We start from the raw sequence: 22,184 nt of genomic DNA on the forward strand, positions 1-22,184 counted from the left end.
TTTGTCTTTTGGAGGAACACGACGGTGGAAACGAAGCAAAAGCTGATGGACTCGGCTTTCAGATTGTTTGCAGACAAAGGGACAGAGTTTTCCCTAACCGAAGTTGCCAGTGAAGTTGGCATCCAAAAAGCATCGATATATGCCCACTTTTCCAGTAAAGAAGATTTATTGTATGCAGTCATCAATCGGGAAATTAACCAGTACTTTCTCGAGATCAACGAGCATTGTGATGATCTGAAAAGCATGTTCGTTATGATTTTCGATTACTATGACAAGTCGCTGACCAAACTGTATTTCTGGAAGAGGCTGTTGCTTTTTCCACCTAAAGCTTTCGCTGAAACGCTGATTGCAAAAATCCACTGCTTATCAGAAGAGCGGTTCCAAATGGTTAAAGATATTATTCAAGCCAATATGGATAAAGGGATTATCCGATGCCAGGATCCCGAATCCGTGGCAATATCCTATACGGCCATGACGCACGGGCTGCTGTCAAGCATCCTCATTTATCAACCTGAAGATGTGACTGTCCATTTTGAGGAGATTTGGGAGAATTTCTGGCGGGGGATCTGTTCAAATGGTTAAACGTTGATTTCATATATGGAGGACGAATGTTTCATGGAGCTTTTACTGCATCATTTATATCTAGTCTCAATATTTGGCTATCTGCTCGGAGCTGTTATTTCCCTTGGATATCTCTTCGTCAAAAAACAAAATACCGGCAATGTGATTGTCAATGCACTATGTATCTTGGCTTCCGCCGCCGCAGCGGCAGCTTCAGTCGGAAAGATTTTCTCGGACGTTGAAACGCTGAACATTTTTTCGCTGCAATCCGCGATTCCGTTCATTACCCTAAATATCAGTATTGACAATCTTTCTGCTTTCTTTGTGCTGGCGCTGTCGATCCTGGTCTTTTGTGTTTCGATCTACTCGATTAGCTATATTTCCCATTACAACGGGAAAAGGAACATCGGCCTGTTTAACTTTCTATATGTAATGTTTATTATTTCAATGTTTTTTGTACTAACCTCGGCCAATGCCGTATTTTTCTATATCTCCTGGGAAGCAATGTCTTTGCTGTCTTATTTCCTGGTGGTATTCGAATCGGAAAAAGAAGAAAATCAGCAAGCTGGAACGTTATATATTGTAATGACCCATCTGGCAACGGCTTGTCTTTTAATTGGATTTATGATCATGTATCACTACACACATTCTTTTGACCTGACGATAGCTCAAAATGGCGCAGCGATCCCCGAAGTGGCCAGAAACATTGCCTTCATCTTATTTTTGATTGGCTTTGGCACAAAAGCAGGCGTTATCCCGCTGCATATCTGGCTGCCTTACGCTCACCCGGCTGCCCCGAGCAATGTCTCGGCTCTGATGTCGGGAATCATGATCAAGACGGCCATCTACGGACTGATCCGTTTTGTGCTTTGCTATTTAGGGGTGCAGAATACCTGGTGGGGAATTGTCATTCTTGTTCTGGGCATGCTGTCAGCTGTACTTGGGGTTGCCTATGCTTTGATGGAACATAATATTAAAAGACTGCTAGCCTTTCACAGCGTAGAAAATATCGGGATTATCCTGATTGGCTTAGGGGTCTCGTATATCGCCTTTGCCCAAAACCATTTGCTCATCGGCGGCCTGGCCTTAACAGCAGCGCTGCTGCATACGTTCAACCATACTCTGTTTAAAGGGGGGCTGTTTCTCGGAGCCGGAGCAATTCAATATGCTGTACATACCAAAGATATCGAAAAACTTGGCGGGCTTCTGAAAAAGATGCCCGTTACCGGTTTCATGATCCTATGCTTTTCTTTGGCCATATCGGCCATTGTACCGTTTAATGGCTTTATCAGTGAATGGCTGACATATCAGTCCTTATTTGCCAATATACTGCCCGGACAGTTCGGCTTAAACTTCTTTTCGGCGGTCGCCGTGGCAGCGCTGGCTTTGACCGGAGCTTTGGCTGCAGCCTGTTTTGTGAAGCTGTTCGGGATATCCTTTCTAGGCCTTCCGCGAAGCGAACAAGCCGCGAATGCGCAGGAAGTTCCCAAAACCATGAATATCGGGATGGGCCTTCTTGCGTTTATCTGTCTCGGGATCGGACTTTTTCCGTTAACGATCTTAAAGCTCTTGGATCCGGTCGTTGGCAGTCTCGGCGGTGGCTCAGTCTTCAGTCAGCTTCAGGGAGGCTTTATGCTGGTTTATTATCCGCTGACGGTTTCCCCGGGCATTATATCTCCGATGGCCCTGGTCCTGGCTTTGGCCGGAATCATCCTGTTTACGCTTCTGGTCATCCGGATCGTTGGCGGTAAATATATCGAACAAAAATACGGAACGTGGGACTGCGGCTTTGAAGCGCTGAATGCACGCATGCAGTACAGCGCGACCGGTTTTTCCAAACCGATCAAGATTGTTTTCAGGATCCTGTTCAGACCAACCAGGAAAATTACGACAGAGGGAGACTCCTTGTATTATCCGGAGTCAATCGAATATGCGACGACGGTCGCCTCGATATTTGAAGATTACCTCTATCATCCTGTCATCAAAAGACTTCAAAAGTTTTCCCAAAGAACAAAGTATAAAATTCAAACCGGCAGCATCCATAGTTATTTGATCTATATATTTGCGGCAGTTCTCTTACTGATGCTCTATAACCGTTTGGCTTAAACAATTTGACTGGGGGATTTGCATTCGAGGCAGAAGTTTAATGAAAGACTGTACACCGGGAAGGATAGGAAATGAAGCAATGAACAGCATCACCTATATTTTAATTCAACTGATTGTTACTCTTTTGGCTGCACCGCTTGTGAGCGGCCTGATCAAAAAGGTCAAAGCTTTGACCCAAAAGCGCAAAGGTGCGCCTGTCTTGCAGATGTATTTTGATCTTTATAAACTGCTGCAAAAGACCTCTGTCGTTTCAGAGGTATCTTCGTGGATTTATAAGGTAGCTCCGTATATCGTTTTTGCGACAGCTCTGACTGCCGCGCTACTGGTTCCTGTGTCAACAAAGATTGTACCGGTGCTGATTCCGGGTGATTTTATTATGCTCGTTTCCATCCTGGCACTCGGCAGGTTTTTTATGATGGCTGCAGCCCTGGATACGGGGAGTACCTTCGGTGGGATGGGAAGCAGCAGGGAGGCCATGATTTCTTCACTGATTGAACCATCCATCCTTGTGACCCTGTTTACGGTAGGCCTCCTTTCCGGGTCCACTTCACTGCCTCGCATTATGCAGACCGTACAGGTTACAGGGTTTCCTTTGGCTCATCCGGTTTATATGATGGTGGGGCTGGCGCTGCTGATCGTTATCATTGCGGAGACATCCAGAATTCCGGTCGATGATCCGTCCACCCATCTGGAATTAACGATGGTGCATGAGGCGATGATCCTGGAGTATTCAGGCCGGCACCTAGCTTTGTTGGAATACGGCGCAGCAGTGAAACAGTTGGTTTTTATCACCCTGTTTGTGAATTTATTCATTCCGCATGACCAGCTGATTCCGTTTATGGGCTTCGGCGCTGTTATTTTGTCACTTCTGCTTTATTTGCTCAAAGTGGCCCTTATGGCGCTGGTCATCGCGTTGATTGAAGTCAATACAGTTAAGTTTAAGCTTTTCAGTATCCCGAATCTGGCTGCCTTATCTTTTATTCTCGCTTTTCTGGGAATTTTGCAATTCTTTATCCTGGGAGGTTATCATGTCTGAAAATCTTTTGGAAACCTTATCTGTGCTGATTTTACTTTCTTCTTTTGTGCTTATGGCCAATAAACGAATCAGTTCCTATATCAAGTCTTTCCGGATTCAGTCCATGCTGATTGCTCTGGCTGCCGGGGTCATGGGAGTCAGAAGCCTGTCGGACGAAGGACGCTGGGATATTTTGATTGTCTGTATCCTGATTGTTGTTCTAAAAGTCATCTACATTCCAGATCTTCTGAACAGGACATATGCCTCTGTAAGGTACAAAGTTGAAAAAGACTTTATCTTGAATATTCCAATCCTGGTTTTGGTCTGCTGCGGACTGGTTGTTTTTTCTTACTTCACGCTGGCAACGATTGACGGCAGCAACCAGGGGATGTCCAATATGCAGCTCGTCAACTCGGTTTCCGTGATCTGGATCGGCCTTTTCTTTATGATCAGCCGTAAAAAAGCGCTTGGACAAATCATTGGCTTTCTGGTCATTGAAAACGGTCTGTATATCACGGCCATGCTCGCAACGCAGGGAATGCCTTTCATTGTGGACCTTGGGATATTCATTGACCTGGTGACCTTCGTTCTGATCATGGGTATGCTTACGTTTCGAATTAATGACCAATTCGACTCCATTGATACGGATCAACTCAATAATCTGAAAGGATAAGATACAACGATATGGGCTTTTTACTTCTGGTCATTCCAATCATTGCCTTACTGCTGCTCTTTATACTTAAACCGAAGCGGCTGCTGCACCTCGTCAGCGTTTCATCTGCTGTGCTGCTGCTGATCATCGCAGCTGTCCTGACCTATAAAGTCATACTGTATGGAGCGATTGCTTATTCTTCGCTGGGCGGATTTTTCTATCTCGATGCCCTGAGCATGATGATTCTGGATATTGTCCTGACGATAGGTTTGATGGCGGCCATCTTTTCGATCGGTTATCTTGAGGAAGAAGTCAAACAGGGTAAGCTGCCGGCCAAAAAAATTCGGCTGTACTATATGCTGATGGTGACTTTTATTTTTACGATGGTACTGGCGCTGACAGTCAAAAACATGGGTCTGATGTGGATTGCGATTGAAGCGACAACGCTGGCCTCGGCCTTTTTAGTCGGCTTTTATAACAATCGTTATGCGCTGGAAGCTGCCTGGAAGTATGTGATTATCTGTTCTGTCGGTATTGCAGTTGCCCTACTCGGCATCATTTTACTGCACCTTTCTTCGGCCGGAATATTGGAGAACGGCTCATTTTTGGACTGGACTGCGCTGTACGCCAACGCGGCATCCTTAAAAAGTTCCGTTCTGCGCCTAGCGTTTATCTTTATTTTGGTCGGATTCGGGACGAAAGCCGGCCTTGCTCCGATGCATACCTGGCTGCCTGATGCGCATAGTCAGGCCCCTTCTCCAATTAGTGCCATGCTGTCCGGTGTTCTTTTGAACAGCGCGATGTATGGCATTATCCGGACGACGGCCATTGTGAATCACAATCAGGGGAGCAGCAGCTTTACCGGGAGGCTCCTCATCGGGATCGGGATTTTATCGATTGCTACCGCGGCTGTATTTATTCTGACGCAGAAGGATTATAAACGGCTTCTGGCTTATTCCAGTATTGAACATATGGGAATTATCGCTGTTGCTATCGGGATCTTTACACCGCTGTCTATTTTTGGCGGGTTGCTGCATATGATCAATCACTCGCTGACCAAATCCATGCTGTTTTTATCTGCCGGTAATATCATGCAGAAATATGACACCAAACAGATTTTCAAGATCAAAGGGATTTTGAAAACGCTGCCTATTTCCGGAACGGTCTTTCTGCTAGGTCTATTTGCAATTGCCGGAACACCCCCCTTCAGCGTATTTGCGAGTGAGTTCAGCATTACCGCCGCAATCTTCAACCAATTAAACCTCTGGGTCGGAATTGTGTTCATTCTGCTTCTGGCGGCTGTCTTTGCCGGAATCGCTGTGACGCTGTTTAAAATGTTTTATGGTCAGCCGGACAGTACGGAGGCTGCTGATCCTAGGACAGGAGAAATCAATATCCCCGGAACAGTTTGCCTGGTTGTTTTGCTGGCAGCCGTAACAGCCGGCGGGGTTTATCTGCCAGAAACAGTCCGGGAGCTGATCATCCAGGCCCAGAGCATTGTCCTGGGTACAATCTAAGGAAGGGATTCGTAAATCCTGTTAAAACAAAATGGTTTAAAGACAGCAACATGATTCACGAATCGATCTGTTAGTACAACATTATCTGTAATAAATGCTCAAATATATGATTATGATTGCGTTAAACTTCCCGGTTGGCCTGTGCCCGCCAGACCTCATATAGGCTAATCAAGCTTGGATGAATTATTTGGACAGGGAATTTGAGAACGTTGTACTAGTCAATGAAATATCGCTGAAAATAGAGGTAGAGATGATGAAGGCATCTGAATTAAAACAAATACTAGCAGAAAAGTTCTTCGTTGCAGAGTTGGCCGATATTGGCGGGAGAAACAGGAACAGCCGGGATCATGAGCTTTATCTGAAAACAGCTTCGGAAAGTATTCCCGGAATATGCGCTTACTTAAATAAAGAACTGGGTTATCCGCTCGTTCTGATGTTTGCCAATGATGAGCAAAACCAGAATTCTTGCTTCGGCGTTTATTACGTTTTTGCGGACAGACAGGATACGCTGCTTTTGGTGATGAAAACGTCGGTCAGTCCCGACAAAATGGAAATACCGTCAATCAGTCATGTCATCCAGGCTGCGGCAACGTATGAGCGTGAAATTAAGGATCTATTCGGAATCATCCCAATAGGCCATCCGGATGCCAAAAGACTGGTTTTTCATAGCAACTGGCCGAACGGGGTTTATCCGCTGCACAAAGCTTTTCCAGCCGGATATAGACCAGAGCGGGCTGCAGAACAAATCAGCTTTCGCAAAGTTGAAGGGGAAGGGGTCTATGAAATTCCGGTCGGACCTGTCCATGCCGGAATCATTGAACCGGGCCATTTCCGTTTCAGTGTGGCCGGAGAACCGATCATTAATCTTGAAGCGCAATTGTACTTTGTCCATAAAGGAATAGAGAAACTGGCCGAACAGCAAAGCATTGAGAAATGCCTGTATATTTCAGAACGGATTTCCGGAGATGAGACCTTTGCAAATTCCCTGGCGTACTGTCAAGCCATCGAAAAAATTGCCGGAATCGAGGCTCCGATCAGGGCAGCCTACACCCGGGTCATTTTTGCCGAGCTGGAGAGACTGACCAGCCATTTGGGCGATCTCGGCGGTGTTTGTCTTGACGCTGCTTATGGGTTTGCAACGTTCCAGTTTCGGATGATCAGAGGCTGGGCCTACGCCTTAGCTGATGAACTGTGCGGCATGCGTTTCCTGCGAAGTGTCAATAAGCCGGGCGGGATTAGAAAAGACTTTGTGGCAGGAAAGGAACCCAGTCTGATTGGCCAGCTGAATAAAATCCGCCGCGAGCTTGAGGAAACTGTCGAGATTATCAAAGCCAACAGCTTGTTTATTGACAGGATTGAAAATACCGGTATCCTTACGCTGGAAATTGCGGCCGATCTAAACGCGGTCGGCCCAGGCGGCCGGGCTTCAGGACTGCGCTATGATGTCCGGAAATCTTTCCCGTACGCAGCTTATCCGCAGCTCAATTTTAATATCCCGGAACATTACAACGGCGATATCAACTGCCGGCTGAATACCAAAATTGAGGAATGCTTTGAATCCATTAACCTGATGATCCAAGCAATCAATCAAATGCCTTCAGGGAAAGTACTGGAACTTGTTGAGGCTGTTGAACCGTATCGCTTTGCTTTCGGCTTGACCGAAGCCCCGCGCGGCGAAAACATCCACTGGCTGATGACAGGCGAGAACAATACTGTGTACCGCTATAAAATACGGACGCCGTCTTTCTGCAACTGGCCGGCCCTCTGTCATGCCGTCAAAGGCAATATTGTGCCGGACTTTCCGCTGATCAATAAAAGCTTTAACCTTTCCTACGCAGGGAACGATCTCTAAAGAGCGGTTTACTGCGATCTGGGGCAAGTCTGGGGGCCACAATACCACTTTCCGGCCGTTGTACCATCCATGGCACAAAAGGCCGCGCTGCGCAATCCTGCTCCGCTCACAGTGGAACTGTGGCCCCCAGACTGATCTTATGCACATTCAAGTAAGCTTGCATGTCAGAATTTAGCTCATTTTTTAGATATTTTAAATGTTGTAACAGTACAACTTACTTTAAACGATTATCCATATCAATATCCGGCATACAGAAATTACTAACTAGCTTTTAATCAGTCTGCGTGCCACGGTTCCAGCGTCAAGCGGAGCATGGAGTGCGTAGCGCGGCCTTTTGTGCCATGGAAGGCACAACGGCCGTAAGCGAAACTGTGGCACGCAGACAGGCCCAAAATAAATCTAATTTAAATACCAAGCAAGGAAGACTAAAAAATGTTTAAGACGCTAAAAAAAATCATTCAATATCCAAGGCTTACCCAGGAATATCCCAAAGTACCCGCCAGTGGCGGTCAGTTCCTGGGGCAGACCGAAATCAATCCTGAAAAGTGCAGTTTTTGCGGGGAATGTGTCCTGCGCTGTCCATCTCAGGCAATTGTGATGGCTAAGGAAGCAGGAATCATTGGGATTAACTATGACGCGTGCATCTTCTGTGTGCTGTGTGAAGAAGTCTGTCCGACAGGCGCAGTAACGACCACCAATCAATTTGAGCTGGCAGAAAAGGATAAAGCAATGCTCCACGTGGATAAGAGCGTGGCTGTCAAAAATCAAACGCTGATTATTGATGAAAACAACCTGCCTGACACCTCCTACAAAGCGGTCTGCATGGACCTGGAAGCAAAGATTAAAAAAATGTTCGGCCGGAGCCTGCAGATCAGAGAGGTGGATTCTGGCTCCTGCAACGGCTGTGATTATGAAATCAATGCGCTGAACAATCCTGTCAACGATATTGAAAGGCTCGGGATCAGTTTTGTGGCGTCGCCAAGACATGCCGATATGCTTTTGGTGACTGGCACCGCGACGAGAAATATGCAGCTGGCGCTGGTGAAGACGTATCATGCAGCACCTGATCCAAAACTAGTCGTAGCAGTAGGTGCCTGCGCCTGCAGCGGCGGCATTTTCAAGGATTCCTATGCCACCAGCAACGGCATAGATTCACTTGTACCGGTGGATGTCCATATCCCTGGCTGCCCGCCACGGCCTCAGGCCATCATTTACGGTATCTTGAAAGCGCTGGACCGGATGAAGTAAAGTTAGAGTTGACAAGGTACCAGTTGACTTTTTCCGGACGTGTATGATAATGGATAGTAAGCAGATAAAAATCCTAAATAGAAGTATTTTAGGATTTTTTTCCTGCTATATTATTTTGATGATTGTTTCAGCTTGATAAATTGAGAATGTATAAGAATAAAAAACGTGTAAAGGATGGATCTTCTTGTCTATTGTTCGAGCTGCAGCGCTTCAGTTACAAGTATCTCCAGACAAAATGGAGAACTTCAACCGTCTCCGACAACATTTGGACAGCCTGGCTAAAGGGAATGTCGATCTGGTCATTCTGCCGGAGATGTTTAACTGCCCGTATCAGACGTCTTTATTTCCTGATTATGCAGAGGAAGAGGGCGGGGCATGCTGGCAGAAGCTTTCATCTCTGGCGGCACAGTATAAAATGTACCTCGTTGCAGGTTCGATGCCGGAAAGAGATCCGGAGAACAAGATATATAATACATCGTACGTGTTTGACCGCCAAGGCCGGCAAATAGGCAAACACCGCAAAGTTCACCTCTTTGATATCGAGATTGAGGGCGGACAGCAATTTCGGGAATCGGATACCTTAAGCCCCGGAAACAAGATTACTGTATTTGACACGGAATTCGGAACGATGGGAATCTGTATATGCTATGACTTGCGCTTCCCGGAACTGGCGAGACTTATGGTTGATCAGGGTGCGAAGATCATTATTGTACCGGGAGCCTTTAATATGACGACCGGTCCGGCCCACTGGGAGATCCTTTTTCGTACCCGGTCAGTGGATAATCAGGTTTTTATGGTGGGCGCTGCTCCGGCCCGTGATGCGGAAGCCGGATATACGTCCTGGGGGCACACGATCATGGTCGGACCGTGGGGAAATGTCCTGCAGCAAATGGATGAACGCGAAGGTTGTATCATTCAGGATCTTGACCTGGCTGAAGTGGCTAAAGTCCGCCGTGAATTGCCGTTGCTTGCCCAGAGAAGGTCAGACCTGTACCAATTGACTTCAAAATGATGATCACGTGACGTCGAGATTATGTCAATAAGGCAGGGGGTTTTCGATGCAAAAACAAAAATTTGCAGTATTCCAGGCACTCCTGGCAGCTGCACTTTTCGGTATAAGCACGCCATTGTCCAAATTGTTATTGTCCCATTTATCGCCGATCATGCTCGCTGCACTTCTTTATCTGGGTGCTGGCAGCGGCATGTTCGCGCTGCGATTAATCATTAAAGCAAATAGGCCGTTATCTAAAGAAGCAGGTATTGCCAGGAAGGATCTGCCCTTTACAATTGGAATGGTTCTTTTGGATATGAGTGCGCCTATTCTGCTCTTGGTCGGATTGAGCACGACTGCGGCCGCCAATGTATCTTTATTGGGCAATTTTGAAATTGCAGCAACTGCACTTCTTGCCTTGTGGCTCTTTAAGGAGACAATCGGGCCAAGGCTCTGGACGGCAATCATTCTCATTACAGCTTCCAGCATACTCTTATCACTAAAAGATATTCAAGGACTGTCATTCTCCGCAGGCTCAATATTTGTATTGCTGGCCTGTGTCTGCTGGGGACTGGAGAATAACTTTACGAAAATGCTTTCGCTGAAAGATCCCATGCAGATTGTCGTCATTAAAGGATTGGGATCCGGAGCAGGCTCCTTGCTTATTGCCTTTGTCACCAAACAAATGACAGCCGATTACAGCTATATTCTTTTTACGCTAATATTGGGATTCTTCGCTTATGGCCTCAGTTTCCTTTTCTATGTCAGAGCCCAGAGAGACCTCGGGGCGGCTAGAACAAGCGCCTATTATGCTGTTGCACCGTTTATTGGCGTTGGCTTATCTTTTATTGTCGCCAAAGAACCCATAACAAGTAATTTTATCATTGCAGCCATTCTAATGATATTCGGGGCCTATTATGCGGCTAGGGAGAAACATGACCATCAACATCGTCATGAAGCGTTGTGTCATGACCATCGCCATCATCATGGTGACGGCCATCATAGCCATGTTCACGCTGATTTTACGACAGGGGAGCACAGTCATCCGCACGAACATGAAACCATACAACATGCGCATCATCATGCACCGGATATGCATCACAAGCATTAGGCATTAGACCTGATTTTATATTTAATTTTTTTATAAATGGGATAGCACTTTACAAATACAGTAACATATGTTATTAATAACATACGTTACTGTATTTTTTAGAATGGAAGTGAAGAAGAATAAATGATGTCCATGATGATGTCCATTAATTATGCGATTTTGGGAATTCTCAGTACGCAGTCTCTGACGGGGTATGATCTGAAAAAAATTATTCAGGATTCATCGTTTATGTATTGGTCCGGCAATAACAATCAGATCTATAAAGCCTTGGTTGAACTGCTGAACCTGGGTTTTGTGACCAATGAAGTCCAGATCCAGGAAAGTTCACCTTCCAAAAAAATATATACAATCACGGCAGATGGGATCGTAGAATTGAAAAAATGGGTGCTTTCAACACCAGAAATCCCGGAAACCAAAAAAACATTTCTGATACAGCTTGCCTGGTCGGATCTCTTGGACGATGAGGAATTAAAAAGCTTGCTGTTGGCATATGAAGAGCAAATTAAAATGCAGATCATCCTAGAAAAAGAGAAAAGCCGCAGAGGCAGGTTTTCGCCAGCCAGAAGCAAAAGAGAACTTACTATGTGGGAGCTGATTCAAGAGAATATCATTTCATCCTATGAAAGTGAACTGAGCTGGCTGGAAAAGATCCGGAATAAGCTCGGCAGCGGTTGCAGCGAAAAATAAACGGCAAAAAGAAAATGGCAGATAAATATGAATGGAGGGAAAGCTATGAAAAACAGAATGGCCTTCCGCACTCCGGAAGGGAAAAAGGAAGTTCTCAGGATATATGATGCTTTATTGGAACAATGGTCAGCGCAATATGAGATGATCCATCTGACCACCCGGTATGGCAAAACGTTTGTTTTAGCAGGAGGCGATCCGAGCGCGCCGCCGCTGATTCTTCTCCATGGCAGCGGGATGAATTCCGTGATGTGGCTGGGTGATATGCCGACCTATACGAAGCATTTTCGTGTCTATGCCGTCGATATCCCAGGTGAACCAGGAAAAAGTGCCGAAGAACAGTTACCTTTCGACAGTTCTGCTTATGCGGAGTGGCTTGATGATGTCTTTAAAGCGTTGGCGATCGACAAAGCAAGTTTGATCGGGATTTCTTTAGGTGCCTGGCTCGCGATCAAGTATGCTGTTTTTCGGCCGGAAAAAGTTGAAAAGCTTGTTTTGCTTTGCCCATCAGGCGTCGGACAGCAAAAGGGTTCTTTCCTTTTTTCAGCGATGCTCTATATGTGTTTTGGAGATCGAGGACTAAAAAAACTTTTCTATAAAGTGAATGGTAATCAGCCTATTCCTGACGTCGTGCTGGATTATCAATTGCTGATTGGCAAGAGTTTCAACTTTCGCCGTGAAATGATACCCATTTTTCCCGATCAGGAACTGAAGTCCTTGACGATGCCGGTAGTTTTATTTGTGGGCGGCAAAGATATCATGCTTCATTCGGCGAAGACTGCTCGGCGGATGGAAACATTGGTTCCGCAGGCCAAGATCAATATTCTGCCCGAGGCAGGGCATACACTTACCAATCTAACCACGGAAATCTATGATTTTTTAATTCAGGAATAATGTTATTAGAAATTTTAGGCGTGATATGATATCTTTAACATTGGCTGCCTTTGGAAGGAGTCATTTTACCGTGAGAATGCGAAACTATTTTTAGCCAGTGTGAGGTGCTTCATTTGATTCTATTATCGGCAGAAAAGATTACGAAAAGTTATAGTGAGAAAAAACTCTTAAAAGATATGTCTCTATTCATAAATGAGGGAGATAAAATCGGTGTGATCGGGACTAATGGCACCGGGAAATCAACTTTTTTAAAGATCATCGCCGAGATTGAAACGCCGGATGCCGGTATGGTGACGATGGCTTCTGGCGTCAGGATTAGTTATCTTCCGCAAAACCCCATATTCGGTGAACATCTGACGGTTTTGGAACAGGTGTTTCTGGGAGCCTCATCCGAAGACCAGGACTTGATGGAATATGAAGCAAAGTCGATTTTAACCAGGCTGGGCATTACGGATTTTTCAATGGACGTCAGCTTTTTGTCCGGCGGAGAAAAGAAACGCGTTGCGATTGCGCGTGCTCTGGTCAAACCGAGCGAAATTTTGATTCTGGATGAACCGACCAACCATTTGGACAATGAGATGGTCCTCTGGCTGGAAAATTATCTGCGCAAATACAGCGGAGCGATTGTTATGATCACGCACGACCGCTATTTCCTCGATCGGGTGACCAATCGGATGATTGAGATCAGCCAGGGAAACCTCTATAGCTATCCGGCGAATTATTCCAAGTATTTGGAGCTGAAAGCTCAGCGCGAAGAAATGGAAATCAGCACGGAAAGAAAAAACAGCAGCCTCTACAGAACGGAGCTGGAGTGGATCAGCCGCGGCGCCAGAGCCAGAGGAACGAAAAGCAAAGAACGGATTGAACGCTTCAAACAGTTAAGTGAGAGGGAAAAACCTGCAGCCGGGGAGAAGCTGAACCTCAGCTCGGTGGCGTCACGCCTTGGTAAAAAGACCATTGAAATGAACCATATCGCAAAATCCTATACCGGAAAAATGCTGATCCGGGATTTTGACCATATCATTCTGCGTGACGCCAGAATCGGCATTGTTGGCAAAAATGGCTGCGGCAAATCGACGCTGTTAAAAATGATCATTGGCTTGGTTGAACCGGACAGCGGGACGATTGTTACAGGGGAAACCGTCAGGATCGGTTATTTTTCACAGGAAAGCGAAGAGATGGACCCCTCTCAGCGCGTCATCGCCTATATTCGGGGTATTGCCGAAAACATTGAGACGGTGGACGGAACAGTGACTGCCACGCAAATGCTGGAACGCTTCCTGTTTCCTGCTGATTTGCAGTGGAATACGATTGCCAAGCTTTCCGGCGGCGAACGCAGACGACTTTATCTGCTCAGCGTGCTGATGAAAGCCCCGAACATCCTGCTGCTGGACGAGCCTTCCAATGATCTGGATATAGAGACGCTGACCATTTTGGAAGATTACCTGGAGAACTTCAACGGTGCTGTGGTCGTCGTCTCCCATGACCGTTATTTCCTGGATAAAGTCGTAGACCGGATCTTTGAATTCCAGGAAGACGGGACACTGCGGCAATATGTCGGCGGTTATTCCGACTATCAGGAACAAATTACGGATAAGGGCAGAGAAGAAAAAGATAGTTCTAAAAGAAACAGTCCTTCAAGTGGTTCAAGTACTTCAAATACTTCAAATACTTTAATCACTTCAAGCAACATAGGCATTTCAGACCAATTTAATTGTACTGATCCCCAGGGTGAAACCGCCGAACCCAGGAAAAAATTGAAGTTTACCTACAAGGAAGAACAGGAATACGGAAAGATCGAAGAAGAGATTGCACAGCTCGAAGCAAACTTGCGTACACTGGATGAAACCATTTCGCGGGAGACCAGTAACTATGCCAAATTGCAGGAATTGCTTTCCGAGAAAGAAGCGCTGGAATGTGCCATTGCCGGCAAGATGGAACGCTGGATCTATCTGAACGATCTTGCTGAAAAAATTGCTGCTGCGAAATCATAATCCTTCGACAAACGTTGATTACTTATGTTATAATGACTACTTGATTGTATTATAATGGCGACTTGGTTGCACGAATAAGGATGGTAATAAAATGATCAGTACGACTGGAATATCTCTTCGTTACGGCGGACGTGCATTATTTGAAAACGTCAATATCAAATTCATCCCAGGGAACTGTTACGGTCTCATCGGTGCGAACGGCTCCGGTAAATCGACCTTTTTAAAAATTCTCTCCGGTGAGATAGAAGCCAATAAAGGAGATGTCTCGATTGACCCCGGTGAAAGAATCGCTGTCTTAAAGCAGAACCACTTTGAATTTGACGAAGTTGAGGTCTTAAAAACCGTCATGATGGGCCACAAAAGGCTCTGTGAGGTTATGGATGAAAAAGAAGTTCTCTATGCCAAACCCGATTTTTCCGAAGAAGACGGCATGAAGATCGCCGAACTGGAAGCGGAATTTGCGGAAATGAACGGCTGGGAAGCTGAATCCGAAGCGGCAACCCTCTTAAACGGACTCGGTATTGGCGAAGAGTACCACGATAAAAAGATGAAGGAACTCGACGGCAATGAAAAGATCCGGGTCCTTTTGGCCCAGGCTCTTTTTGGAAGTCCTGATATCCTGTTGCTGGACGAACCCACAAACCACCTCGACATTGCCTCCATTACCTGGCTCGAAAACTTTCTGTATAACTTTGAGAACACCGTAATCGTCGTTTCTCACGACAGGCACTTTTTAAATAAAGTTTGCACGCATATTGCCGATATTGACTTCGGCAAAATTCAGCTTTACGTCGGCAACTATGATTTCTGGTACGAATCGAGCCAGCTGGCGCTGAAGCAGATGCGCGACGCCAATGAAAAGACGGAAGCCAAGAAAAAAGAATTGCAGGAGTTTATCCAGCGGTTCAGTGCCAATGCTTCCAAGTCCAAACAGGCCACCTCCCGTAAAAAGCTTCTCGAGAAGCTAACCCTGGAGGACATCCGGCCGTCATCCCGCAAATATCCATTTGTTGATTTTAAACCGGACAGGGAAGCAGGGAATGACCTGTTGGCCATGAATGGAATCAGCAAAGAAGTAGAAGGGGAGAAGATCCTGAACAATGTCTCATTTATTGTCAGTAAAGGCGATAAGATCGCGTTCGTAGGTCCTAACGGTCTGCCCAAGACATCCCTGTTTAAAATATTAATCGGGGAAACAACTGTAGACAGCGGAGACTTCAAATGGGGCGTTACCACATCCCAATCCTATTTTCCAAAAGACAACGCGGCCTATTTTGACGATGTTCATCTGAGCCTAGTCGACTGGCTCAGACAATATTCCAATGATCAGACAGAGACCTTCGTCCGGGGCTGGCTGGGCAGAATGCTTTTCTCCGGCGAAGAGGCGCTGAAGGAGGCCGCAGTGCTTTCCGGAGGCGAAAAAGTCCGCTGCATGCTGGCTAAAATGATGCTTTCCGGCGCTAACGTCCTGCTGTTTGACGAGCCGACCAACCACCTCGACCTGGAATCGATCACGGCCTTAAATGACGGGCTGATCAATTATAAGGGGACGATTCTGTTTGTGTCACATGACCACCAGTTTGTCCAGACCGTGGCCAACCGGATCATTGAAATCACGCCGAACGGGATCATCGACAAGCAGATCACGTATGACGAATATCTGGAAAGTGAAGATATTCAGGTGCTTCGCAAAAAGATGTACGAGATGTAGGATTAATTTATTTCCTAATATAAAATGTAAAGTGGCAGAAAAAATTGATGCTGTTCATCGTTTATTCAGACGATGGGCAGCATTTTTATTTTTGAGCAATTTGACTTTTTGGGTCGAATGTACTATTTGCTTGTGATAAATTCCCTATTTAAAATGATAATGTGGTAAAATTGGAAACTTCGACGTTAACCATGTGAAGCGGGGTGACAACCCCTGCAAGCCGCAGATCGGCTTCGGCAGCGAGCGAGGCATGTTCACGTACCAGAACAGATTGTCCTTGATGAATCGCAGGGGTGGACGGCGTAGTCGAGAGCCGCGTTCAGCATGCCCATGATGTTCACGAGCATGCTCTTGAATACCCGTGCAGGTATATGTCGTTGGTGAACTCTTGGAGCATCGCAGGGTTGAGCGCCTTCAGGCGGTAGTGTCAGAGCTTAGGCTTGACGTGGTTTTTTATGATAACCTCGTACCCCGTGTAGGTGTTACAGTGAAACTCTCAGCTTGAATATTTAACATCAGAGAAAACAAAGTGATATACGTTTTTCTGCGAAAATTGTTGCAAAAATTGCCACATCAGTCAGGGCACCCTAAATTTTTAGCTTTATTTTTCTTCTAAATGCTGGTAACGTGTGCTTGAAATTCATGAATAAGTTTTTGTATTGCAAACACTTAAGCTTCTTTGAGCAACGTGTTAAATTTCAAATCAAAAAGCTATAAGTAATATAAAATAATGTAAGGTTTTGGCAATAAGATGTGTCTAATAGGTGAAAGGGGGTTAAGCGGTGCCTGTAAATATACCAGATTTAGAAAAAATGATGGATCAATATGGTGATGACATTCTTCGTCTCTGCTGGTTATATCTAAAAGACATTCACCTGGCAGAGGATGCCCTACAGGATACTTTTATCAAAGCATACAGAAAATATGGGACTTATAATAGACAAGCAAGTGAAAGAACTTGGCTCATTAGTATCGCCATGAATGTATGCAAAAATTATCTGCGGACTTCATGGTTTAAAAGAGTCATCACGGTTGACAAAATCGACGAGCATTTAATGAAGAATTGTAATAACAATATTTTAGTCTTGGAAAGAGACAACGGCGAAATTCTGGAACAAATCATGAACTTAAGTCCAAAGCATAAAGAAGTTATTCTTCTGTATTATTATCAGCAATTTAAGATTAATGAGATTGCTGAAATTCTTAAAATGAAAGAATCTACAGTTGCCGTGAGACTAAGCAGGGCCAGAGAAAAATTGAAACAAAGTATGGAAAGGTGGTATTATCATGGACAAGTTCGACAATCTGAATGAAATCATTGAAGATAAACTTAATCACATTGTAGTTACAGATTCCCTTAAAGAAAGGATCAAGACAAAGGCCAGCAAGAGCAAGGCTCCCAAATCTTACTCGTCTGGTTATAAACGAGCTGCCATTTGTACTGTAAGTTTTGCTACAGTAGTAATGTGCATCGTATTTTTATTTCATAGTAATATTTCTGAGGCTTTTGAGCCGCTAAAAAAGTATATACCAGGTTTAAATGCAGTTATTGTGGATAGTAATGATGCTGAAACCTATGCTTTAGTCGATAGCAGTATTATTTTTCAATCTGAAAATGGACAAAAAATTGAAATTCTCTCCTGTTTCACTGACGGCAATGTTGTCAAAGCTGTAATCAGAAGTAATATTCCTGTAGAATGGAAACAAAACGATACTCAATTGGTCACTGACAGCAAAGGCAATAAGGGTAAGCTTACTGAATTTAATGCCATGGGTGACGGGGAGAAAGGATCTTCTGATTATGAGTGGATCGGCTCTGCAAGCTTTCAATTTGGCCGTGTTGTTGATCGTTTTGATTTGTTAATCGGAGGACTAACAGTGCCGGTCATTATGTCGAAGGTCGAGGGGGTTGAGCATTTTGAGGATTTCGGCAATGTATCTTATGAAAATGGTATACGTGTGGCGGCTTTAACACAGTATAAAGATAATTTGCTTGAAGTCAAACTGATAGGATTAAGTGACGATAATAAGAAAATATTAACTTACGGTAATATCTATCTTGTCGACATACAAGGCAAAAAATATCTTCCTGTATCCTCTCAGGATAAAGATGTCCCCCAAAATACATTTTATTTTGAAGCTCGTTTAAAGGATGATTTAGAAGCAGTAATTCCCTATATAATTCTTGCTGATAATGAGAATAAAAAGGTGGATCTAAAGTTGGAAATTCCATCGGAAGGGGATAATACTCCCGTCGATCTGCCGGTTAGTATTGGCACTTACAACGTCAATATTGTTGCTTTGCAGCGGATGGTAAATGAAAATTCCATTGTTGTAAGACGTTCAGATGGGAGTAAAAAAACCGTAGAAAACCCCAGCAAAACTGGACTGCAGATTGTTATTGATAAAAAATTTGACAAGGCAATAAAGAATGGTTTGTCAGGTTTTACATGGTCATGCGATCAGAAATACAATGCCATTCCATTACAGATTGATGGAGAAGCAACATTTGTTGATCCCGGGTATGAGCAAAGCGATAAATACGGTGAACCCCGTTATGAAGTAATCAGTTTGCCTAATTTCCCTGCTGAGCAAACAACACTGGATATTACACTTGAAAATTTCCAATATTATCGTGAGGGAGATTGGAGTATTACTCTGAAAAAGTAATCAAAAAAATATCAGAGATCCAACTGTAGTGACTACTGGAAAATAAATTTCTATGTTGCGTATGCTTATAGTAAGACATGCTGCGAAAATTGTAAATGGAAATAGGGCTCATTATGGAACTTGGGTATGGGCAAATGATACATCGGATCTTGAAGTACAACATTCCGGAAACACAGTGAATTATTATAGTATGGCGTGTTGAGTATTGAGTATTGACCAACAAGCATAGTATTTGAATAATACATGAGCTTTCAATTCAATCAGATTGAAAGCTCATGTACTTTCGATATAATATAAGTGAGTTTGAAGGTTCGGTTACGATATGACGATATGGAGGCATTCTTTAGCTCCATATTTGCACAATTAATAGAGAAGGGTTTTCTGTATTATGAAGAAAATAAAACTGATCGTCATATACTTGTTAATCACCATAGGCTTTATTTTTAACGGGGAATTGTTCATTCTTTATCTGGACGGCTTTCAAGAATCATATTACCAGTCGGGATTTGATTTTGTGAATCGGGAAGCCGCTATTGAAGAAAAAGAAGTCATCCAAGATTTTCTCAATGCAGGAGAGGCGTATGATGTCGATTTCTTCTTTGTGGACAGTACGATTATCTCGGCCTACGCCAAAGAGATCACGGTATTCGGCACGCCCAACGCCTTGGAAACATTACAAGTCAAAGGGATTCTTGAAGGAAAGCATAACAGCCTTTTTATGGGAGAAACACAAGTTAGATATGCGGATTTTAGTAAGATTAAGACGATGGAAAAGTTCAAAGACTGTTATTACATCGGCGATCAATCCCAACTGAAAGCCATGCGCTTATTCAAAGCGAGCCTGGTAGGTAAATATGGAGGCGGACTCCCTAAATTGTTCAGTTCCGATAAAGAGACTTGGCTGAATCTCTTGGCGGTTTGGTCTATCGTTTTTGGCTTGATCTTGCTGCTGACGATTTATGAAATCATCAGCCTGAAGAAGGAGATCATGGTTCGGATAACCCTTGGGGAGGATGTCCGAACTGTTTTCGGCAAAAATGCTTTGGCCGATATCGGTATCCTGGTCAGTGCCTTCCTTTGCTTGCCGTTCATATTAAGCCTATTATCCAATTCTAATGTACTTTTTAAAATTAAAGCCCTTGCCCTATCCTTTCTGGTGTTCATGATTGCCAATACACTGATCAATGCGGCCGTTTTGCGCGTTAACTTTAAAAAAGATATCGCAGCCAGACGCTCAGGCGGCGGACTTCTTACAGCCAACTATATCCTGAAGACCATGACCACCGTACTCACCCTCATTGTCCTATCCAGCAATTTCACCATACTGGCGCAAGGGTATCTAATGTATAAGCAGCATGATTTTTTTTCCGAACATAAGGATTATAGTTACTATCAATTGAATTACAGGGTAAATAATCACTTAGGCAAAACAATTTCAGATGAAAGCATGATGAATCAAGAATTCTATAAACGGTTTCAAAAATATTCCTTGCAATACAATGATTTGACAGCTAATTTCCGCAGCCCGTACCCTGTTATCCTAATAAATCAAAATTCGTTTGCAGAAATCTCAAAAGTGAGCTATGCCTTGGCGGAGGCGGTCCAAAGCACTGACGATGATTATTATCTACTGGTCCCGTCCGGTATATCGGAGGATTCTCAGGAATGTTTTATCGCGAAAGAAATGATCACTGCTTTTTTTGGAGAAAAAATTCTTTCAAGCGTTAAAACCAAAGTATATGACGACGATGTTAGTCTAGTGGGCATTCATAATCAGCCAAACAAGTATGTAAGCCGACCAATGGCAAACCCGATTATAATTTATAATAATACACTTCAACAAATTGATGAATATCAGGCAGATAACGATATGTACTATGCCTATGATACGATGTACAATATCCCCGAGCGGGACTTCAATCAGTTTATCACGGAGTATCAGCTGTCCGATCAAATCAGGGTCAAATCCAATGCCCTGGATGTCTATGAACACAATTGGGCGATTATCTTACGCAATGTGAAATTAGTCGTTATTTTATCGATCTTCTTGCTGGCGCTTGAAATCGCGCTGATCAGTTTTATTATCAAACTGGAGTATCAGTTCAACGCGATGGAACTGGCGCTGAAAAAAGTACTTGGCTACTCGCTTTTTGCCAGAAACAAGAGGTTGATACTTATCACTTTAGTCGTTTTTCTGGTGAGCATCATCCTGGCGTTTTTGCTTAGAGGGCTTTTGGGGATTGCCGAGGGTGCTGATCTCATCTGGGGAGGGCTCATTTTGCTGGCGGTTGAGTTAATATTTATTGCTATGAAGGCAAGTACGATGGAAAAAGCCAATGTACCGGCCATTCTAAAAGGAAGGGTATTATGATTGAAGGAATTAATATCACCAAAAAATTTGATGGTTTGACTCTGTTTCAAGATTATAGTTTTCTGATCAAGGATCAGGAATTTGTTTGCTTTTCCGGCGCCAGCGGAACGGGAAAGACCACCTTGTTGAACATGATTGGATTAATCGAGCCCATTGACGCCGGAAGTTTGAGAATCAACGGAATGGAGTACACGACGAATAAGCAAAAATTGGCATATTTTCGCTCTGTCGTCGGTTTTCTGTTTCAGAATTTTGCACTGATAGAGAATAAAACTGTTGAACAGAACCTTGAGTTGGTCAGGCGGGACAGCCGCACAAATTATACGATTGAAGAAGTGCTGGAAAGGGTTGGTCTAGAAAGTAAACTGAACAGTAAGGTTTATACACTGTCCGGGGGAGAGCAGCAGCGCGTCGCGTTGGCTCGTTTATTTCTTAAAAAATGCGATATCATTTTAGCGGATGAACCAACAGGCTCGCTGGACGCCAAAAACGCTCAAATAATTATGGATATTCTACTTTCGCTGAATGCCGAAGGGAAAACCGTGATTATCGTGACCCATGATCAAAAAATTAAAGATAAGGCACAAAGGGTTATCGACCTATAAATTTCGATTTGAACGTATGCGAATGCAATGTCATTTACAAGTCAATATAAAACAGCAAAATAAAAAACTGGCCGGGACGTGATCAATGAGTGTTGTAGAATGACTACAACGAATTTTAGCTTTTACAGTTCTGCAATATATGAAGGCTTTCCTAATATAATAATAAGCCGGCTTATGAAATCTTTTGCTTGAATTACTGGTG

The 22,184-nt window shown here is 44.2% G+C and carries 17 protein-coding genes; all 17 read left to right on the forward strand.

The features are described 5' to 3' along the window. Positions 1-24 precede the first annotated feature (24 nt). The 17 genes from AB3489_RS07230 to AB3489_RS07310 all read left to right on the forward strand — a co-directional run bounded on the left by AB3489_RS07230 (position 25) and on the right by AB3489_RS07310 (position 21,982). The gene (locus AB3489_RS07230) at positions 25-582 is read left to right on the forward strand and encodes a TetR/AcrR family transcriptional regulator (protein WP_368294509.1); all 558 of its coding nucleotides are present in this window, start codon (positions 25-27) and stop codon (positions 580-582) included. 33 nt (positions 583-615) lie between these two features. Continuing rightward, the gene (locus AB3489_RS07235; RefSeq protein ID WP_368294510.1) at positions 616-2,667 is read left to right on the forward strand and encodes a proton-conducting transporter membrane subunit; all 2,052 of its coding nucleotides are present in this window, start codon (positions 616-618) and stop codon (positions 2,665-2,667) included. 40 nt (positions 2,668-2,707) lie between these two features. Further along, positions 2,708-3,703, forward strand: a complete 996-nt coding sequence (locus AB3489_RS07240) for a respiratory chain complex I subunit 1 family protein (protein WP_368294511.1) — start codon at positions 2,708-2,710, stop codon at positions 3,701-3,703. Further along, positions 3,696-4,355 (forward strand): NADH-quinone oxidoreductase subunit K, encoded by a 660-nt coding sequence (locus AB3489_RS07245; protein ID WP_368294512.1) that lies wholly within the window; start codon positions 3,696-3,698, stop codon positions 4,353-4,355. Before AB3489_RS07240 ends, AB3489_RS07245 begins: the two co-directional genes overlap by 8 nt. 11 nt (positions 4,356-4,366) lie before the next feature. Then, entirely contained in the window at positions 4,367-5,851 is a 1,485-nt protein-coding gene (locus AB3489_RS07250) for a hydrogenase 4 subunit F (RefSeq protein WP_368294513.1), read from the forward strand. A gap of 178 nt (positions 5,852-6,029) precedes the next feature. After that, entirely contained in the window at positions 6,030-7,703 is a 1,674-nt protein-coding gene (locus AB3489_RS07255; protein WP_368294514.1) for an NADH-quinone oxidoreductase subunit C, read from the forward strand. A gap of 432 nt (positions 7,704-8,135) precedes the next feature. Next, on the forward strand, positions 8,136-8,951 hold the full coding sequence (gene nuoB, locus AB3489_RS07260; RefSeq protein WP_368294515.1) for an NADH-quinone oxidoreductase subunit NuoB: 816 nt from the start codon (positions 8,136-8,138) through the stop codon (positions 8,949-8,951). Between the two features lie 184 nt (positions 8,952-9,135). Then, complete coding sequence (locus AB3489_RS07265) at positions 9,136-9,963, forward strand: carbon-nitrogen hydrolase family protein (RefSeq protein WP_368294516.1); 828 nt, start codon at positions 9,136-9,138, stop codon at positions 9,961-9,963. Between the two features lie 46 nt (positions 9,964-10,009). Continuing rightward, positions 10,010-11,053: a DMT family transporter gene (locus AB3489_RS07270; protein WP_368294517.1), complete on the forward strand. Its 1,044-nt coding sequence runs from the start codon at positions 10,010-10,012 to the stop codon at positions 11,051-11,053. Positions 11,054-11,179: 126 nt separating this feature from the next. Then, positions 11,180-11,740, forward strand: coding sequence for a PadR family transcriptional regulator (locus AB3489_RS07275; protein WP_368294518.1), 561 nt, complete (start codon positions 11,180-11,182; stop codon positions 11,738-11,740). A gap of 45 nt (positions 11,741-11,785) precedes the next feature. Beyond that, entirely contained in the window at positions 11,786-12,631 is an 846-nt protein-coding gene (locus tag AB3489_RS07280; protein WP_368294519.1) for an alpha/beta fold hydrolase, read from the forward strand. Between the two features lie 113 nt (positions 12,632-12,744). Continuing rightward, on the forward strand, positions 12,745-14,625 hold the full coding sequence (locus tag AB3489_RS07285; RefSeq protein ID WP_368294520.1) for an ABC-F family ATP-binding cassette domain-containing protein: 1,881 nt from the start codon (positions 12,745-12,747) through the stop codon (positions 14,623-14,625). 91 nt (positions 14,626-14,716) lie between these two features. Next, the gene (locus AB3489_RS07290) at positions 14,717-16,336 is read left to right on the forward strand and encodes an ABC-F family ATP-binding cassette domain-containing protein (protein ID WP_368294522.1); all 1,620 of its coding nucleotides are present in this window, start codon (positions 14,717-14,719) and stop codon (positions 16,334-16,336) included. A gap of 782 nt (positions 16,337-17,118) precedes the next feature. Then, positions 17,119-17,649 (forward strand): sigma-70 family RNA polymerase sigma factor, encoded by a 531-nt coding sequence (locus AB3489_RS07295; RefSeq protein ID WP_368294523.1) that lies wholly within the window; start codon positions 17,119-17,121, stop codon positions 17,647-17,649. Next, a complete protein-coding gene (locus AB3489_RS07300; RefSeq protein ID WP_368294524.1) occupies positions 17,624-19,006 on the forward strand; it encodes a hypothetical protein in 1,383 nt (460 codons plus the stop codon). Before AB3489_RS07295 ends, AB3489_RS07300 begins: the two co-directional genes overlap by 26 nt. 388 nt (positions 19,007-19,394) lie before the next feature. Then, positions 19,395-21,377 (forward strand): DUF1430 domain-containing protein, encoded by a 1,983-nt coding sequence (locus AB3489_RS07305; protein ID WP_368294525.1) that lies wholly within the window; start codon positions 19,395-19,397, stop codon positions 21,375-21,377. After that, entirely contained in the window at positions 21,374-21,982 is a 609-nt protein-coding gene (locus AB3489_RS07310; protein ID WP_368294526.1) for an ATP-binding cassette domain-containing protein, read from the forward strand. The genes AB3489_RS07305 and AB3489_RS07310 overlap by 4 nt, the downstream gene beginning before the upstream one ends. Positions 21,983-22,184 lie beyond the last annotated feature (202 nt).

Source organism: Dehalobacter sp. TBBPA1, from assembly GCF_040931655.1.
In the GTDB taxonomy this organism is placed as follows: Bacteria; Bacillota; Desulfitobacteriia; order Desulfitobacteriales; family Syntrophobotulaceae; genus Dehalobacter; species Dehalobacter restrictus.